This window comes from Arthrobacter sp. Y3221160 (assembly GCF_059092585.1).
This window is the reverse complement of record NZ_JBNHHU010000001.1, coordinates 767,356-782,257: the sequence shown is the minus strand read 5'-3', so window position 1 is coordinate 782,257 and position 14,902 is coordinate 767,356. Positions and strand designations below refer to the sequence as shown.

Here is a 14,902-nt window from a genome sequence, read left to right as displayed (position 1 = left end):
GGACTTTTCCGCGAATGTGAAATTGAGGCGGCCTTTGTCGCCTACTTCACAGAAACCGCCAGCATCCGGTCCTCGTCGGTGCCGTTGGTGAGTACCCAGAGCCGGCCGTCCGGGGCAGCGGCCACGTCGCGCAGCCGGCCGTATTCTCCTTCGTAAAAGGCCTCGGGCTCTCCGGCCTCGGTGCCGTCGAGCTCCACCCGCCAGAGCCGCTGGCCGCGCAGCGCGGCGATCCACGCCGTCCCGTCCACCAGGGCCATGCCGCTGGGGGAGGCCTCGGCCGTGGACGGCCAGACCACCTTGGCGTCGATGAACCGCTCGTCGCCGGGGGCTCCGGTAACGTCCGGCCAGCCGTAGTTGCCGCCGGGCTCGATCAGGTTCAGCTCGTCGTCCCGGTCGGGGCCAAACTCCGTAATCCAGAGCCTGCCGTCGGCGTCCCACGCCAGCCCCTGCACATTGCGGTGGCCGAAGCTGTAGACCGGGCTGTCGCCGAAGGGGTTGCCGGGGGCAGGGTCGCCGTCGGGCGTGACCCGTAGGATCTTGCCGCCCAGGGAGGAGAGATCCTGGGAGCGGGAGGAATCGGCGGCGTCGCCGGTGGCGATGTACAAGTAGCCGTCCGGGCCGAACTTGAGCCGCCCGCCGTTGTGGATCCCGGCTTTGGGAATGCCCGTGACGATTTCCTGCCCGTCGCTGAGCCGGCCGTCGTCCCAGCGGTAGCTGAGAACCCTGTTGTCCTCCGGCGAGGTGAGGTAGACGTAGAGCCGGGCGTCGGCGTCGAAATCGGGGCTGGGCTCCAGCCCCAGCAGGCCGGCCTCGCCTGTGGTTTCCAGCGCGGAGTCCACGGGCACGGCGGCAACCGTTTCGCCGTCGACCACGTGTTTGATCAGGCCGGTGTCGTTCTCGGAAATGAGGGCACTGCCGTCGGGCAGTACGGCTATGGACCACGGTTCGGCCAGGCCCGAGGCTGCCGCTTCCACGTCCGGGCTGGTAGCGGCGCCGCCGCTACTGTCCGGCCGGCCGCTGCCGCCGACGCTGCAACCGGCCAGGACGGCCGCCAGCGCCACGGCCAGGGCCAAGGGGGCAAACCGAAGCGGCAGGATGCGCCGATCCGCTTGGTCGTCCATCCGTCAGCCTCGTTTCCGGTCCGCTCCGTTCCCATCCTCGGCCTCCACGGACGGTTCGATGACCGCCTCGCCCACGTAACCGAGCCATTCGGTCTCATCGTAGAGCGGTTTCTCCGTGACCGCCGCCTGCTCCGCTGCCGCGTCCTCGACATCGGCCGGCACCGGCTCGTCCGCGCCGAAGCCGCCGGCAGCCGACGTGCCGGTGTCGCCCGGGGACTCCGGCATGGTCTCCTCCACCATCAGGTCCTCGTCGAATGCCCGCGGCGTGCGGCCGGTCGTTGGGTTCCCGCTGGCAGTGCCGGAGGGGGCGTGCATCAGGTTCGACGGCGTGGGGGCGGCCTCGGAGGGGGCGTGCATCAGGTTCGACGGCGTGGGGGCGGTCTCGGAGGGCGCGTGCGCCAGGTTCGACGGCGTGGGGGCGGGTCCGGAGGGGGCGTGCGCCGGATTCGCCGGCGCGGGGGCGGGTCCGGAGGGGGCGTGCGCCGGATTCGCCGGCGCGGAGGCGGCCAGGGATCCGGCCTTCGTGGAGCGGGACTTGCGGCTGAACAACCGGCACAGCAGGGCGGTCGCGAGGGTGGCTGCGACGGCGGTCCTGATTCCCCATCTCCGGTCCATGGCCTTCACCTTCGGTTGATGGTTGTGCTGCATCCGGTCCCGACGTTACGTGCGGGACACGGCAGTGTCCATAGCCTCCCGTGGCCGGTTCCGTCTCCGCAAACGTGAGGTGGACCGGCAGGTTGAGGCGATGCTTTGCAGGCCCGGGGCGGGCCGCTAGGCCCGGAAGATCAGCTCCGCCATGAAGCTGTGGAAGTCGGGCTGGTCTTCGGACTGGTCGATCGTGTGGCCCTCGGCGGGCAGCCTGCCTTCGGCCTGGACGCCGAACCGGAACGTCCTGCCGGTGCTGGTGCCCACTTCGTATTCCCCGCCGCCGAGCTGGACTGCGTGGGACATGTTGGTCATGTTGATCGCGACGGGGGTGCCGCCGGCCGTCAGCGCGGAGCCGTCGAACGGCGCGATGACCAGTTCCTGCGGCCGCCAGCGGTAACCGATCACGTAAAAGTCTTCGGTCCCGCCCTGCGTCCGGTGCGCATCGTCCTGGCGGCCGCTGGCGAAGACGAGGTTGTAGTCGCCGTAGTTGGGAATCTGGGAGTCAAAGATGGCGCTAAGCGCGTCCTTGAGTTCGTCGCTGGTGGGCATGTGGCCTTCGGAAGGTGCGTAATCGGGCGGGAGTGCTGGGCGCCTGCGGCGCCGGAAGCGCGGGGCGCTGCCGTCAGCCTAAGGAACCGGACCCACAAAAAAGCGCCTGGCCCATGTGGTGCCCGGCGCTTGATTGTAAAGGTGGAAGTCAGACGGCCTCGACCGCTTTCACCGGCATGGCCGAATGGTCGGTCTCCCACGTGTGGCTGCGGGGAACCGGGCCATGGTCGCGGCGGACAACGACGGCGAGGCGCGCCAAGACGGCGGCCATCCCTACTGCGGTCAGGGCTACTGAGACTGTCATGCCGCTATTGTCAACCGGGGCAACCGTCAAGTTCAAGCTAACGTTACTTACCTCACTATGTAGTATCTCTTTATGGACATGAGGCGGCTGCAGATTTTGCGGGAACTGGGCGACCGCGGGTCAGTCGTCGCCACCGCCGCTGCGATGAAGATCACAGCCTCGGCCGTCTCCCAGCAGCTGAAGGCGCTGCAGCGGGAGGTGGGCGTCACGCTGGTGGAGAAAGCCGGCAGGGGAGTGCGGCTGACCAAGGCCGGGCTGGCCATGGCAGCAGCCGCCGCGGACGTCTCCGCGGCGATGGAGCGGGCGCAGGCCACCGTGGACGGCTACCGCAGCGGCTGGCAAAACCAAATCCGTGCCGCGTTCTTTCCCAGTGCGGCGGAAATGTTCCTGCCGGGCCTGATGTACCGGCTGCAGGACATCGAGGGGCTGCACTTCGACCCCTGCCTGGAAGACCCGTCCGTCGAGGGGTTCCTGCCGCTGGCGGCCGACTACGACCTGGTGCTGGCCCACAGCCAGCAGGGCGTTGAGGCCTTCGCCCGCAACGGCATCACCGTGCTGCCGTTGCTGGACGAACCACTGGACGTGGCCATGCCCGCCGGCCATCCGCTGGCGGCACTGGACGTCCTCCGGCCCGAGGACGTGGTGGACCACCCGTGGATCGGCGTCCCGCAGGGCTTTCCCTTCGAGCAGGTGCTGCGCCAGATCGAAGCGCGCACCGGCAGGCTCGCCAAGCGCACCACACGCTACGCCGACCTGCGCGTGATGGAGGCCATGGTGGCCGCCGGGCACGGGCTCGCCGTGGTCCCGCGCTTTACCTCCCGGAAGGCGCAGTCCACCCGCGGCTTCGTGATGCGCCCGCTGGAGGGGATCCGCGCCCGCCGGACCATCGTGGTGCTGGCCCGCAGCGACGTGGCCGAGCGCAGCAGCGTGCACCGCGTGATCGGAATGCTGCAGCAGGAGGCGGCGGCGATCGCCAGCCAGCAGGGCTGAGGGCGGCCGGATCCGGGCAGCCCCGGCGCGCGGCAGGGCGGCCGCATCCGGGCAGCCCGGCGCGGTGCAGGGCGGCCGGATCCGGGCGGCCCGGGCCGGGGGGCGCCGGGCCAGCCGAGGCACCGCCGTCGTAATATGGCCCTGCCATGGCGGCGCGGGTCATAGAATCGATGCCATGAGTGCGGACGCAACCCCAGACATCAAACCCCGTAGCCGGGTAGTAACCGATGGCATCCACGCCGCTCCGGCGCGCGGCATGCTCCGAGCCGTAGGGATGGGCGACGAGGACTTCGCCAAGCCGCAGATCGGCATCGCGAGCTCCTGGAACGAAATCACCCCCTGCAACCTGTCGCTGAACCGGCTGGCCCAGGGCGCCAAGGAAGGCGTCCATGCCGGCGGCGGTTTCCCGATGCAGTTCGGCACCATCTCCGTCTCCGACGGCATTTCCATGGGGCACGAGGGCATGCACTTCTCGCTGGTCTCCCGCGAAGTCATCGCCGACTCGGTGGAAACGGTCATGATGGCCGAGCGCCTCGACGGTTCCGTGCTGCTGGCCGGCTGCGACAAGTCGCTGCCGGGCATGCTGATGGCCGCCGCCCGCCTGAACCTCTCCTCGGTGTTCCTCTACGCCGGCACGATCATGCCCGGCTTCGCGAAGATGGAGGACGGCTCGGAGAAGGAAGTCACCCTGATCGACGCCTTCGAGGCCGTGGGTGCCTGCGCCGCCGGCAAGATGAGCCGCAAGGACCTGGACTCGATCGAACGCGCCATCTGCCCGGGCGAAGGCGCCTGCGGCGGCATGTACACGGCCAACACCATGGCCTCCATCGGCGAGGCGATGGGCATGTCGCTGCCGGGTTCGGCCGCGCCGCCGTCCGCGGACCGCCGCCGCGACAACTTCGCGCACAAGTCCGGCGAGGCCGTGGTGAACCTGCTGCGCCAGGGCATCCGCGCCCGCGACATCATGACCAAGAAGGCCTTCGAGAACGCCATCGCGGTGACCATGGCCTTCGGCGGCTCCACCAACGCCGTGCTGCACCTGCTGGCGATCGCCCGCGAGGCGGAGGTGGACCTGACGCTGGACGACTTCAACCGGATCGGCGACAAGGTCCCGCACCTGGCCGACATGAAGCCCTTCGGCCGCCACGTGATGTTCGACCTGGACAAGATCGGCGGCGTCCCGGTGGTCATGAAGGCGCTGCTGGATGCGGGCCTGCTGCACGGCGACTGCCTGACCGTGACCGGCAAGACCGTGGCCGAGAACCTGGCGGCCATCAACCCGCCGGACCCGGACGGCAAGATCCTGCGCGCCCTGGACAACCCCATCCACAAGACCGGCGGCGTGACCATCCTGCACGGTTCGCTGGCTCCCGAGGGCGCCGTGGTTAAGTCCGCGGGCTTCGACGCCGACGTCTTCGAGGGCACCGCCCGCGTGTTCGAACGCGAGCAGGGCGCCCTGGACGCGCTGGACAACGGGCAGATCAAGGCCGGCGACGTGGTGGTCATCCGCTACGAGGGCCCCAAGGGCGGCCCGGGCATGCGCGAGATGCTGGCCATCACGGGCGCCATCAAGGGCGCCGGGCTCGGCAAGGACGTGCTGCTGCTCACCGACGGCCGGTTCTCCGGCGGCACCACCGGCCTGTGCATCGGACACGTGGCGCCGGAAGCGGTAGACGGCGGCCCGATCGCGTTCGTGCGCGACGGCGACCTGATCCGCGTGGACATAGCCGCCCGCAGCTTCGACCTGCTGGTCGACGAGGCCGAGCTGGAAGCGCGCCGGGTGGGCTGGGAACCGCTGGCGCCGAAGTTCACCACCGGCGTGCTGGCCAAGTACGTCAAGCTGGTGAACTCCGCCTCCACCGGCGCGTACTGCAGCTGAACCACGACGGCGGGCGCCTCCCTCCGCGAGGCGGGCGCCCGCCGTCGTGCCCCTCCCCGGGTGAAGGGTCCATCTTGTGGACTCGGGTGCCCAAATAGTGAGACGGCGATGTCTCAGGTTGACACTGATATCCGCGTGGCACGAGACTGAAGCCATGCAAAGCGTATCCGTGGTCGTCCTTACCAAGCGCGTGGCGTAACCGCCCGTCTGGCACGACCACGTCACGCGCGAACCCCATCGGAGCCAACCGGCTCGACGGGGTTTTTTATTTGCAGAAGAGAACAGGGCCGTTCCCCGCTCGCGGAGGACGGCAAGCACATCAGAGAACATCAAGATCCGCAAAGGAAATCCGATGACTAAGGGATCGCCAATCAGCCCCTCGCTGATGGCCAATAAGGCGCCGGCCTCGCCCGACGCTGTCAAAACCAAAGATGTAGCTGCCTCTGTCTCTTCCGTCGTGGACGGCCTCAGCCCGGTAGTCGGGCCGAACAACATCGTGCCGCCCACGGAAATGACCGGCTCACAAGCCGTTGTCCGTTCGCTGGAAGAACTGGGCGTCGATGACGTCTTCGGGTTGCCGGGCGGGGCCATCCTCCCCACCTACGACCCGCTCATGGATTCGGCCAAGATCAACCACGTCTTGGTCCGTCATGAACAGGGTGCAGGCCACGCCGCACAGGGTTATGCCATGGTCACCGGCCGCCCCGGTGTCTGCATTGTCACCTCCGGCCCGGGGGCCACCAACCTGGTCACCGCCATTGCCGACGCGCACATGGACTCGGTGCCGATGGTGGCGATCACCGGGCAGGTCTCCTCGGCCGTGATCGGCTCGGACGCGTTCCAGGAAGCGGACATCGTCGGCATCACCATGCCGATCACCAAGCACTCCTACCTGGTCACCAAGGCGCAGGACATTCCCCGCGCCCTGGCCGAGGCGTTCCATATCGCCACCACCGGCCGCCCCGGCCCGGTGCTGGTGGACATCACCAAGGACGCCCAGCAGTCCACGATGAACTTCTCCTGGCCGCCGAAGATCGACATCCCCGGCTACCGCACCGTGGTCCGCGGGCACTCCAAGCAGGTCCGCGAGGCCGCCAAGCTGATCGCCGCGGCGGAGCGCCCGGCGTTCTACGTGGGCGGCGGCGTGATCAAGGCCCACGCGTCGCAGGAGCTGCGCGAGCTGGCCGAACTGGTGGGCGCCCCGGTGGCCACCACGCTGATGGCCCGCGGCGTATTCCCGGACTCGCACCCGCAGCACGTGGGGATGCCGGGCATGCACGGCTCCGTCTCGGCGGTGACCGCGCTGCAGCAGGCCGACCTGCTGATCACGCTCGGCGCCCGCTTCGACGACCGCGTCACCGGCGTGCTGAGCAGCTTCGCCCCGGGCGCCAAGGTGATCCACGCCGACATCGACCCGGCGGAGATCTCCAAGAACCGCACCGCCGACGTGCCGATCGTCGGTTCGGTCAAGGAGATCATTCCGGAACTGGCCGAGGCCTGCCGCGAGCGGTTCGCCGCCGAGGGAACCCCGGACCTCTCCGCCTGGTGGGCCACGCTGGAGCGGCTGCGCGAGACCTACCCCCTGGGCTTCGCCGAGCCCGACGACGGCCTTATGGCCCCGCAGCAGGTGATCCAGCGGATCGGCGAGCTGACCGGTCCGGAGGGCGTCTACGTCGCCGGCGTGGGCCAGCACCAGATGTGGAGCGCGCAGTTCATCAAGTACGAGCGCCCGCACGCCTGGTTGAACTCCGGCGGCCTGGGCACCATGGGCTACTCGGTGCCGGCCGCGATGGGCGCCAAGGTGGGCAACCCGGACCGCGTGGTCTGGGCCATCGACGGCGACGGCTGCTTCCAGATGACCAACCAGGAACTGGCCACCTGCCGGCTGAACAACATCCCCATCAAGGTCGCGGTGATCAACAACTCCTCGCTGGGCATGGTCCGCCAGTGGCAGACCCTGTTCTACGACGGCCGGTACTCCAACACCGACCTGAACACCGGCCACGACACCGTGCGCGTGCCGGACTTCGTGAAGATGGCCGACGCCTACGACTGCGTGGGCCTGCGCTGCGAACGTCCGGAGGACATCGACGCCACCATCCAGCAGGCGCTGGCGATCAACGACCGCCCCGTGGTGATCGACTTCGTGGTCAGCCCCAACGCCATGGTGTGGCCGATGGTCCCCTCCGGCGTGAGCAACGACCTGATCCAGATTGCCCGCGACATGACCCCCGAGTGGGAAGAGGAGGACTAGGAATGTCCCGCCATACCCTTTCAGTGCTGGTGGAGGACGTCCCGGGCGTGCTGACCCGCGTCGCCAGCCTCTTCGCCCGCCGGGCGTTCAACATCCATTCTCTGGCCGTCGGCCCCACGGAAGCAGACGGGTTCTCCCGCATTACCGTGGTGGTCGAGGCCGAGGGCGACCTGCTGGAGCAGGTCACCAAACAACTGAACAAGCTCATCAACGTCATCAAGATTGTCGAGCTGGTTCCCGAAACTTCCGTGCAACGCGACCATATCCTGGTCAAGGTCCGCGCGGATGCCGCAACACGGCTGCAGGTAACCCAGGCAGCAGACTTGTTCCGCGCCTCCGTGGTCGACGTGTCCACCGACTCGTTGGTCCTGGAGGCCACCGGCACCGCCGATAAGCTCGAGGCCCTGCTTGCAGTGCTGGAGCCGTTTGGCATCCGCGAAATAGTCCAATCCGGAACGCTGGCCATTGGCCGCGGCTCCCGCTCCATGAGCGACCGCGCGCTGCGTTCCGCCTGATTCCTTTCCACGCAATCCCAACAGGAGAAACCTAAGTGACTGAGCTGTATTACGACGACGACGCCGACCTTTCGATCATCCAGGGCCGCAAGGTCGCTGTCATTGGCTACGGCAGCCAGGGCCATGCCCATGCCCTGAGCCTGCGCGACTCCGGCGTCGACGTCCGCGTCGGCCTGGCCGAGGGATCCAAGTCCCGCGCCAAGGCCGAGGCCGAGGGCCTGAAGGTCCTCTCCGTCGCCGACGCTGCCGCCGAGGCCGACGTCATCATGATCCTGACCCCGGACCAGGTCCAGGCGAAGGTCTACGCCGAGTCCATCGCCGACAAGCTCGAAGAGGGCAACGCGCTGTTCTTCGGCCACGGCTTCAACATCCGCTACGGCTTCATCCAGCCGCCGGCCAACGTCGACGTCGCCCTGGTCGCCCCGAAGGGCCCGGGCCACATCGTGCGCCGCGAGTTCGAGGCCGGCCGCGGTGTCCCGGACCTGATCGCCATCGAGCAGGACTTCACCGGCAGCGCCAAGGCCCTGGCGCTCTCCTACGCCAAGGGCATCGGCGGCACCCGCGCCGGCGTCATCGAGACCACCTTCACCGAAGAGACCGAGACCGACCTGTTCGGCGAGCAGGCAGTGCTCTGCGGCGGCGCCTCGCAGCTGGTGCAGTACGGCTTCGAGACCCTGACCGAGGCCGGCTACAAGCCGGAGATCGCCTACTTCGAGGTGCTGCACGAGCTCAAGCTGATCGTCGACCTGATGGTCGAAGGCGGCATCGCCAAGCAGCGCTGGTCTGTCTCCGACACCGCCGAGTTCGGCGACTACGTCTCCGGCCCCCGCGTGATCACCCCGGAGGTGAAGGAGAACATGAAGGCAGTCCTGGCCGACATCCAGAACGGCTCCTTCGCCAAGCGCTTCATGGACGACCAGGCCAACGGCGCCAAGGAGTTCCTGGAGCTGCGCCAGAAGGGCGAAGACCACCCGATCGAGGCCACCGGCCGCGAACTGCGCAAGCTGTTCTCCTGGATCAAGTCCGACGACGACTACACCGAGGGCGTAGCAGCCCGCTAGGTCAGTCCGACGGCCGGCGCCCACTGCGGGCGCCGGCCGTCGCGTTTCCGGAAGGCCCCGCCGTCGTCGTCACGGCTCCCGAGGCGCGCCGTCGTCGTCGTCATGTTTCCGTGGCGCCCGCCGTCGTCGTCACGATTCCCATGGCCCGCCGTTTCGCCGGGCCGGTGCCGGCCGGCCGGTACCGGTAACAACTGGGGGACAGGGCCGCAGCCGTTCTAGACTGGAGTCACCCCCATCTATACGCACGGCCATCACCATGCTTGCAGCGAAGGAACACCCCTGTGGAAAAACCAGTAGTCCTGCTGGCGGAGGAACTCTCCCCGGCGACCATCGAAGCCCTTGGGCCCGACTTCGAGATCCGGCAGACCGATGGAGCCGACAGGTCCCAGCTGCTGGCCGCGATTGCCGACGTCGACGCCATCCTGGTCCGCTCCGCCACCAAGGTGGACGCCGAGGCCATTGCCGCGGCCAAGAACCTGAAGGTCATCGCCCGCGCCGGCGTGGGCCTGGACAACGTGGACATCAAGGCCGCCACCCAGGCCGGCGTCATGGTCGTGAACGCTCCGACCTCCAACATCGTCTCCGCCGCTGAACTGACCGTCGGCCACATCCTGGCCCTGGCCCGCCACATCCCCGCCGCGAACGCCTCGCTCAAGGGCGGCGAGTGGAAGCGCTCCAAGTACACCGGCACCGAGATCTACGAGAAGAAGATCGGCATCATCGGCCTGGGCCGCATCGGCGCCCTGATCGCCGCGCGCATGCAGGCGTTCGAGACCCAGATCCTCGCCTACGACCCGTACGTGACCAGCGCCCGCGCCGCCCAGCTGGGCGTGCAGCTGGTCAGCCTGGACGAGCTGCTGGAGCAGTCCGACTTCATCACCATCCACATGCCGAAGACCCCGGAGACGGTGGGCATGATCGGTGCCGCCGCCTTCGAGAAGATGAAGCCCACCGCCTGCGTGGTCAACGTGGCCCGCGGCGGCCTGATCGACGAAGCCGCGCTCTACGACGCGCTGAAGGAAGGCAAGATCGCCGGCGCCGCCATCGACGTCTTCGTCACCGAGCCGAGCACCGACCTGCCGTTCTTCGAACTGGAGAACGTGGTGGTCACCCCGCACCTGGGCGCCTCCACCGAGGAAGCGCAGGAGAAGGCCGGCATCTCCGTGGCCAAGTCCGTGCGCCTGGCGCTGGCCGGGGAACTGGTGCCCGACGCCGTGAACGTGGCCGGCGGCGTGATCGCCCCGGACGTCCGCCCGGGCATCCCGCTGATCGAAAAGCTCGGCCGGATCTTCACCGCGCTGACCCACGACTCGGTGACCCAGATCGACGTCGAAGTGGCCGGCGAAATCGCCGAGCTGGACGTGAAGGCGCTGGAACTGGCCGCGCTCAAGGGCGTCTTCCGGGACGTCGTCTCCGAGCAGGTCTCCTACGTCAACGCCCCCGTGCTGGCCGAGCAGCGCGGCATCAACACCCGCCTGATCACCACCACGGAGTCCGAAGAGTACCGCAACGTGCTCACCATCCGCGGCGCCCTGTCGGACGGTTCGCAGATCTCCGTCTCCGGCACGCTGACCGGCCCCAAGCAGATCCAGAAGATCGTGGCCATCAATGGCTACGAGGTGGAAATGCCGATCAGCGAACACGTGATCGTCTTCCTCTACGAGGACCGTCCGGGCGTCATCGGCACCCTGGGCCGGCTGCTGGGCGAGCAGGACATCAACATCGCCGGCATGCAGGTGGCCCGGAACGACGCCAGCAAGCAGGCGCTGGCCGTGCTGACCGTGGACAGCGCCCTGCCGCAGGACCTGCTGGAAAGGCTCAGTGCGGAGATCGGCGCCGTCGTGGCCCGCGAAGTCGACCTGCAGGACTGACCCTCGCCGCGCGGTAAAGCGCGCCCGGTCCCTGCTGTTCCCCCGGGGCCGGGCGGGCTTTACGCAGACCCGCGGGTCGATTCCTCGCCTGCGCTCACCTCGTGAGAACCTTAACGTCGGGTCAATTCGACCTCTGGCCTTTTTGCTGCCGTATGGAGTGATTCTGTGGAAATCCGGTTCAACGCTGCGTCACGCTTCATGCGCAGCCGTTCGCTCGTGGTGACGGTCGCCGTCCTGATCGCGGCAATGGTCCTTTCCATTTTCGTCCAGGGCCGGGCACAGGCATCGCTGACCCGGATCGTCGACGCCAACACCCGCGGCGTGTACGACATCCTGGTCCTGCCCGAGGGCACCGCGGGCGACGAACTGCGCCAGCCGGACTTCCTCAGCGGCAACGGCGGCATCGCCGCGTCGGATCTGGAGCAGGTCCGGGGGATCGACGGCGTCTCCGTCGCCGCCCCGATTTCGCTCGTGTCCAAGGTGGTCCAGGACATCGAGTTCCCGCAGCTGAAGGCCACCGATTACGTCGGCTACAACCCGAACATCGAGCAGTACCTCAAGGGCCAGGGCATCAAGGACGCCGTGCCGAAGGAAGAGTGGCCGGCGCCGGATTCCGTCTTCAACGAAGAACCGACGAACTACCGCATCACCGCCAAGGCCGTCAGCTCCGACGGCCTGACGGACACCGTCCTCTTTGAAACAGCCGCCGAGGGTTCCCTGGGCCAGGCGAAGCTGGAGGAGCTGAAAGTTCCCGGCGGCACCAGCCTGCGCACCGTGGCCCCCAAGGGCGAAACCGGCATCAAGTTCCCGGACCCGGCCGGCGGCAGCATGCACGGCGATTTCGACACCACCATCGCGCTGCCCATGCTCCCGCAGATCACCGAGACGGTGGTTGCCGTGGACCCGGCGGCCGAATCCGCGCTGCTCGGCGAGGCCGGCGACTTCCTGGCCCCGCTCAAGCAGGCACCGGAACCGACCGACCGCAACGCCCAGGAACTGGGCCAGCACTTCTCCTCGCAGTTCGGCATGGGCATGTTCTCCGAGGGCGGCGAAGGCGCCGCCATCGACGGGCACCCGTTCGAGTTCTGGAGCCCGTTCTTCGTCCAGTACCAGAACGCGGTGGAAGCCGGCACGCTGGACGAGGAATCCCAGGTCATCCCCATGGTGGTCCGCTCCGGCACCGATCTCGACCTGACCTACTCGGTCACCATCGAAGAACTGGACGACGCCGGCAACACCGTTTCGGAGGTCGGCACCGTCAGCAAGGAGCTGGGGGAGGGCTACCTGCCCTTCGCCTCCAGCAAGCCCTTCCAGCTGCGCTGGCCCGGCGGCGAGGACTACAACTACCTGCTGGGCTCCGGCGGCGTCCAGATGGTCGCCGGCCTGCACCAGCCGCCGGTGTGGACCACGGACTTCATGTCCAACCCGGAGTTCACCGCCGGGGACGCCGCCAGCGACGGGAGCGCGGAGCAGACCGCCACGCCGCAGGGTTGGATCCAGGTCAACAAGCTGCCGGAGAAGACCCTCCAGTGGCAGCTGGAACCGGACCAGAGCCAGCGGGAACCGGTGGAAGAGCAGTCCTACCGCAGCACCGTGGATTCCGGCGGCGAATCCGCCACTCCGCTGCCCTTCGTCTACGGCACCTTCGACGCGTCCGCCGTGCGCGAGGCCGCCGGCGACGTGAACTACCTGCCGTTGGGCGGGTACGACCCGACGCCGGTGACCATCACCAAAGACGCCGAGGGCAACAACGTCGACGACACCGTGATGAAGCCGGGCCTCAGCGGCGCCGGCCTGTCCGTGCAGTCCGCGGGCGCGATCACCGACTTCGCCGGACTGGCCGCCGTCCGCGGCACGAGCGCCGAGGAGCCGGTCATCGACGCGGTCCGAGTCCGCGTCGACGCCGCCGGCTCGTGGGCCGACGCGGAAGACCAGATCAACGCCGTGGCCGCCGCGATCGAGGACCTCGGCCTGCAGACCCAGGTGGTGGCCGGCTCGGCCCGCGAAGACGTGTCCATCTACGTGCCGGACTACTACAAGGACGCCTCCGGCACGGTCAGCGACCTCGGCACCGTGCAGCAGTCCTGGGTCCGCCAGGGCGCGGCCGGCGAGGTGCAGGGCGCCCTGAGTGCCTCCAGCGCGGCGCTGCTGGCCCTGACCGTCGGCGGCGCGGCCCTGTTGACCGCCGCCAGCGCCGTCGCCTTCACCCGCTCCCGCCGGACCGAAGCCGTGACGCTGCGGGCGATGGGCTGGAACCGGCGGCGCATCCGCTCCTGGTTCCTGAACGAGCTGCTGGTCGGCGGCGTCGCCGTGCTGGTGGTGGCCGTCGTGGCCAGCGCCATCAGCCGCAGCGCCGTGACGCTGTGGGTGTCGCTGATCGCGCTGGTCGTCTACGGTGCCTCCGCCTTCATCTCCGCCGCCATGCTCAAGCCGCATCCGGCGAAGGACGTCGAACCGTCCGGGGCGGCCGGCGTGCCGTCGGTGAAGACCCCGCTGCAGTTCGCCGCCCGCCAGCTGAGCACCAACCGGTTCAACACCGTGGCCATCGCGTTGGGCGTCGCGGTGCTCGGCGCCGCGGCCGGAGCCCTGATGGCGGTGCTGGCCGACATTCCGCGGGCAGCCGGCAGCACGGCGCTCGGTTCGCTGGCCGCCGCACAGCTGAGCGGCCTGAACATCGCGCTGGCGCTGCTCGGCGTGGTCACGGCGCTGCTGCTGGCGCTGATGACCACCCGGTTCGAGGCGCGCCGCAAGCGCGAACAGTTTGCCATCCTCGGCGCCATGGGCTGGACGCCCACGCTGCTGCTGCAGGCCCGCCGCGGCGAGGCCGGCATAACCGCCGCCGTCGCCCTGCCGCTGGCCGTCATCGGCGCCGTCGTGACCGCCCTGTTTATTGCACCGCATACCGCGGTGTGGGCCGCTGCCGCTGGCATCGCGGCCGTGCTCCTCTGGTTTGTTTTGATGACAAGGACCCGGAAATGATCGAAGAACCCCTGACCCGCGCCGCCACCAAGGAGCGCACCGCCGACCATGCCATGCCGGTGGAGCTGCGAGGCATCACCATCCGATACGACGGCGGTGCCGAGCCGCTCGTGATTGCCGACGACTTCGACCTCGGCCTGGAAGCCGGCACCATGCACTGCCTGGCCGGCCGCAGCGGCTCCGGCAAGACCAGCATCCTCACCGTGGCCGCCGGGCTGCAGCAGCCCACGGCTGGCGAGGTGTTCTGGCAGGGCGATGCCCTCAGCGCCATGGACGACGACGAGATCTCCGACCGCCGCCGGGCCCTGATCGGCTACGTGGACCAGGGCGGCGCGCTGATCGACGGCATGAGCGCGCTGGAGAACGTCCTGCTGCCGGCCGTGCCCGACGGCAAGGTGGAAGAGCGCACCGAGATGGCCAAGGACCTGCTGGACCTGGTCGGGCTGGGCCGCCGCATGCGCCACCGTCCGGGCCAGCTCTCCGGCGGTGAACGCCAGCGGGTGGCCATCGCCCGGGCGCTGATCCTGGGCACCAAGGTCCTGGTCGTGGACGAGCCCACCGCCAACCTGGACCGCGAACAGGCCAACAAGATCATCCACATCCTGAAGGACACGACCAAGGACGGCATTGCCGTGCTCGTGGCGTCCCACGACCAGGAACTGATCAAGGCCGCGGACAGCAGCACCCGGATGAACTAGGCGCTCACGGCCCCTGATCTGGAGACGAGGTCA

The 14,902-nt window shown here is 68.7% G+C and carries 12 protein-coding genes; 8 read left to right on the top strand and 4 right to left on the bottom strand.

Annotated elements, in window-relative coordinates:
* Nucleotides 1-41: 41 nt before the first annotated feature.
* The 4 genes from AC5RWG_RS03595 to AC5RWG_RS03580 form a co-directional block, all read right to left on the bottom strand.
* On the bottom strand, nt 42-1,121 hold the full coding sequence (locus AC5RWG_RS03595) for a PQQ-dependent sugar dehydrogenase (RefSeq protein ID WP_494000039.1): 1,080 nt from the start codon (nt 1,119-1,121) through the stop codon (nt 42-44).
* 3 nt (nt 1,122-1,124) lie between these two features.
* Nucleotides 1,125-1,736, bottom strand: a complete 612-nt coding sequence (locus tag AC5RWG_RS03590; protein WP_494166431.1) for a hypothetical protein — start codon at nt 1,734-1,736, stop codon at nt 1,125-1,127.
* A gap of 156 nt (nt 1,737-1,892) precedes the next feature.
* Nucleotides 1,893-2,318, bottom strand: a complete 426-nt coding sequence (locus AC5RWG_RS03585; protein WP_494012359.1) for a hypothetical protein — start codon at nt 2,316-2,318, stop codon at nt 1,893-1,895.
* A 148-nt stretch (nt 2,319-2,466) separates the two neighbouring features.
* The gene (locus tag AC5RWG_RS03580; RefSeq protein ID WP_494166430.1) at nt 2,467-2,622 is read right to left on the bottom strand and encodes a hypothetical protein; all 156 of its coding nucleotides are present in this window, start codon (nt 2,620-2,622) and stop codon (nt 2,467-2,469) included.
* 72 nt (nt 2,623-2,694) lie between these two features.
* On the opposite strand from AC5RWG_RS03580, the gene AC5RWG_RS03575 reads away from it, so the two are divergent.
* The 8 genes from AC5RWG_RS03575 (at nt 2,695) to AC5RWG_RS03540 (ending at nt 14,869) form a co-directional block, all read left to right on the top strand.
* Complete coding sequence (locus AC5RWG_RS03575) at nt 2,695-3,612, top strand: LysR family transcriptional regulator (protein WP_494166429.1); 918 nt, start codon at nt 2,695-2,697, stop codon at nt 3,610-3,612.
* Nucleotides 3,613-3,787: 175 nt separating this feature from the next.
* A complete protein-coding gene (ilvD, locus tag AC5RWG_RS03570; protein WP_494139464.1) occupies nt 3,788-5,491 on the top strand; it encodes a dihydroxy-acid dehydratase in 1,704 nt (567 codons plus the stop codon).
* A 352-nt stretch (nt 5,492-5,843) separates the two neighbouring features.
* Nucleotides 5,844-7,745 carry an acetolactate synthase large subunit gene (locus AC5RWG_RS03565; protein WP_494166428.1) on the top strand — a complete coding sequence of 634 codons (1,902 nt, stop codon included), beginning with the start codon at nt 5,844-5,846 and terminating at the stop codon, nt 7,743-7,745.
* A 2-nt stretch (nt 7,746-7,747) separates the two neighbouring features.
* The gene (ilvN, locus tag AC5RWG_RS03560; protein WP_493979937.1) at nt 7,748-8,260 is read left to right on the top strand and encodes an acetolactate synthase small subunit; all 513 of its coding nucleotides are present in this window, start codon (nt 7,748-7,750) and stop codon (nt 8,258-8,260) included.
* 35 nt (nt 8,261-8,295) lie between these two features.
* Entirely contained in the window at nt 8,296-9,321 is a 1,026-nt protein-coding gene (gene ilvC, locus AC5RWG_RS03555) for a ketol-acid reductoisomerase (protein WP_494025684.1), read from the top strand.
* Nucleotides 9,322-9,602: 281 nt separating this feature from the next.
* Nucleotides 9,603-11,192 (top strand): phosphoglycerate dehydrogenase, encoded by a 1,590-nt coding sequence (gene serA / locus AC5RWG_RS03550; RefSeq protein ID WP_494000032.1) that lies wholly within the window; start codon nt 9,603-9,605, stop codon nt 11,190-11,192.
* Nucleotides 11,193-11,357: 165 nt separating this feature from the next.
* Entirely contained in the window at nt 11,358-14,171 is a 2,814-nt protein-coding gene (locus AC5RWG_RS03545; protein WP_494166427.1) for an ABC transporter permease, read from the top strand.
* On the top strand, nt 14,168-14,869 hold the full coding sequence (locus tag AC5RWG_RS03540; RefSeq protein WP_494000030.1) for an ABC transporter ATP-binding protein: 702 nt from the start codon (nt 14,168-14,170) through the stop codon (nt 14,867-14,869). The genes AC5RWG_RS03545 and AC5RWG_RS03540 overlap by 4 nt, the downstream gene beginning before the upstream one ends.
* The last annotated feature ends 33 nt before the right edge of the window (nt 14,870-14,902 follow it).

Excerpts from the sequence above, each read along its gene's own strand:
- AC5RWG_RS03565 (WP_494166428.1), top strand. The coding sequence starts at position 5,844 with ATGACTAAGGGATCGCCAATCAGCCCCTCGCTGATGGCCAATAAGGCG.
- AC5RWG_RS03595 (WP_494000039.1), bottom strand. The coding sequence starts at position 1,121 with ATGGACGACCAAGCGGATCGGCGCATCCTGCCGCTTCGGTTTGCCCCC.
- AC5RWG_RS03580 (WP_494166430.1), bottom strand. The coding sequence starts at position 2,622 with ATGACAGTCTCAGTAGCCCTGACCGCAGTAGGGATGGCCGCCGTCTTG.
- ilvN (WP_493979937.1), top strand. The coding sequence starts at position 7,748 with ATGTCCCGCCATACCCTTTCAGTGCTGGTGGAGGACGTCCCGGGCGTG.
- AC5RWG_RS03590 (WP_494166431.1), bottom strand. The coding sequence starts at position 1,736 with ATGGACCGGAGATGGGGAATCAGGACCGCCGTCGCAGCCACCCTCGCG.
- ilvD (WP_494139464.1), top strand. The coding sequence starts at position 3,788 with ATGAGTGCGGACGCAACCCCAGACATCAAACCCCGTAGCCGGGTAGTA.
- AC5RWG_RS03540 (WP_494000030.1), top strand. The coding sequence starts at position 14,168 with ATGATCGAAGAACCCCTGACCCGCGCCGCCACCAAGGAGCGCACCGCC.
- AC5RWG_RS03585 (WP_494012359.1), bottom strand. The coding sequence starts at position 2,318 with ATGCCCACCAGCGACGAACTCAAGGACGCGCTTAGCGCCATCTTTGAC.
- AC5RWG_RS03575 (WP_494166429.1), top strand. The coding sequence starts at position 2,695 with ATGGACATGAGGCGGCTGCAGATTTTGCGGGAACTGGGCGACCGCGGG.